Below are 2536 nucleotides of genomic sequence, written 5' to 3' on the forward strand. Positions count from 1 at the left end.
GCGTGTGTGTTGCTGGTGGGTGCCGGGGGCCTTTGTTTGTTTTGGGTCCTTTTGTGCTTGCGGGTGATGGATTGCGTGGCGGCGCCTTTGTTTGGGTGCTTTTCGCGTGGTTTTTTCATTTGTGGGAAAGATCATGGTTGTTCTCTTCTTTTTTGGCCTCGTCGGTTCGAAGGGGAGAACGTTTTATTTTTGGATAACGGCCAGGCCGCGCACTGTTTTTGGTGTGTGGTGGTTGTTTGTTTTGTTTTTGTCAGGTTTTTGGGCCTTTCATTGTTTTTTTGATTCTTCTGATTTGAAGGGTTTTTGATGGAGGGTTTGATCCTGGCTCAGGACGAACGCTGGCGGCGTGCTTAACACATGCAAGTCGAACGGTAAGGCTCCAGCTTGCTGGGGTACACGAGTGGCGAACGGGTGAGTAACACGTGGGTGACCTGCCCTGCACTTCGGGATAAGCCTGGGAAACTGGGTCTAATACCGGATAGGACCGCACCGTGAGGGTGTGGTGGAAAGTTTTTTCGGTGTGGGATGGGCCCGCGGCCTATCAGCTTGTTGGTGGGGTAATGGCCTACCAAGGCGGCGACGGGTAGCCGGCCTGAGAGGGTGGACGGCCACATTGGGACTGAGACACGGCCCAGACTCCTACGGGAGGCAGCAGTGGGGAATATTGCACAATGGGCGGAAGCCTGATGCAGCGACGCCGCGTGGGGGATGACGGCCTTCGGGTTGTAAACTCCTTTCACCATCGACGAAGGGTTTCTGACGGTAGATGGAGAAGAAGCACCGGCTAACTACGTGCCAGCAGCCGCGGTAATACGTAGGGTGCGAGCGTTGTCCGGAATTACTGGGCGTAAAGAGCTCGTAGGTGGTTTGTCGCGTCGTCTGTGAAATTCCGGGGCTTAACTCCGGGCGTGCAGGCGATACGGGCATAACTTGAGTACTGTAGGGGAGACTGGAATTCCTGGTGTAGCGGTGAAATGCGCAGATATCAGGAGGAACACCGGTGGCGAAGGCGGGTCTCTGGGCAGTAACTGACGCTGAGGAGCGAAAGCATGGGGAGCGAACAGGATTAGATACCCTGGTAGTCCATGCCGTAAACGGTGGGCGCTAGGTGTGGGTTTCCTTCCACGGGATCCGTGCCGTAGCTAACGCATTAAGCGCCCCGCCTGGGGAGTACGGCCGCAAGGCTAAAACTCAAAGGAATTGACGGGGGCCCGCACAAGCGGCGGAGCATGTGGATTAATTCGATGCAACGCGAAGAACCTTACCTGGGCTTGACATATACAGGATCGCGCCAGAGATGGTGTTTCCCTTGTGGCTTGTATACAGGTGGTGCATGGTTGTCGTCAGCTCGTGTCGTGAGATGTTGGGTTAAGTCCCGCAACGAGCGCAACCCTTGTCTTATGTTGCCAGCACGTTGTGGTGGGGACTCGTAAGAAACTGCCGGGGTTAACTCGGAGGAAGGTGGGGATGACGTCAAATCATCATGCCCCTTATGTCCAGGGCTTCACACATGCTACAATGGTCGGTACAGTGGGTTGCCAGTCCGTGAGGGCGAGCTAATCCCGCAAAGCCGGTCTCAGTTCGGATCGGGGTCTGCAACTCGACCCCGTGAAGTCGGAGTCGCTAGTAATCGCAGATCAGCAACGCTGCGGTGAATACGTTCCCGGGCCTTGTACACACCGCCCGTCACGTCATGAAAGTCGGTAACACCCGAAGCCAGTGGCCTAACACATTTTGTGGGGGAGCTGTCGAAGGTGGGATTGGCGATTGGGACGAAGTCGTAACAAGGTAGCCGTACCGGAAGGTGCGGCTGGATCACCTCCTTTCTAAGGAGATTATTTTTTCTTTGTGTCATGTGTCATCGTGTTGGTGGCGTGTGGCTATTTTTTGTTTTTTGGGTGGAACACCTACTGGTTAGATCACTGAAGTGGTGGTCTGCGCGTGCGTGTGATGATTTTAAGCGTTTGTGCTTTCCTTTGGTGTTGGTTGGTTGTTGGTGCGCTGTTGGGTGTCTGGGATGACACATGTTGTTGTTCCTGTTTACAGGTTGCTGCGTGCTGCGGGCAGGCTGCTGTTTGGTGGTTTGTTTTGTGGTGTGTGGGTGTTGTGTGAGAACTGGATAGTGGACGCGAGCATCTTGTTTTTCTGTAAGTTCGATTTTGTCAAGCAGTTTTTCTGTTTGTGATTGTTCTTAGTTATTTGTTTGTGTGTTGTGTTGTAAGGGCGCATGGTGGATGCCTTGGCATAGTAGGCCGATGAAGGACGTGAGAGGCTGCGATAGGCCTCGGGGAGCTGCCAACTGAGCGTTGATCCGAGGGTGTCCGAATGGGGAAACCTGGCCGTCGTTGTGGGCGGTCGCCGTTAGATGAATTCATAGTCTAATTGGTGGTTACGCGGGGAAGTGAAACATCTCAGTACCCGTAGGAGTAGAAAACAATTGTGATTCCGTTAGTAGTGGCGAACGAACGTGGATGAGGCTAAACCGCGTGCGTGTGATACCTGGCAGGGTTTGCGTGCGTGGGGTTGTGGGGATGCA

At 54.1% G+C, this 2536-nt stretch carries 1 protein-coding gene and 2 rRNA genes; all 3 read left to right on the forward strand.

The genetic code is table 11. The features are described from left to right. Window positions 1-197 (forward strand): hypothetical protein (locus QP978_RS10695; RefSeq protein WP_207105045.1); only part of this gene is annotated, 197 nt, incomplete at its 5' end. A gap of 106 nt (window positions 198-303) precedes the next feature. Then, window positions 304-1826 (forward strand): 16S ribosomal RNA (locus QP978_RS10700). Window positions 1827-2207: 381 nt separating this feature from the next. Further along, window positions 2208-2536 (forward strand): 23S ribosomal RNA (locus QP978_RS10705); the annotation flags it as partial.

Origin of the sequence: Corynebacterium sp. MSK035, from assembly GCF_030232615.1 — a bacterium.
In the GTDB taxonomy this organism is placed as follows: Bacteria; Actinomycetota; Actinomycetes; order Mycobacteriales; family Mycobacteriaceae; genus Corynebacterium; species Corynebacterium jeikeium_D.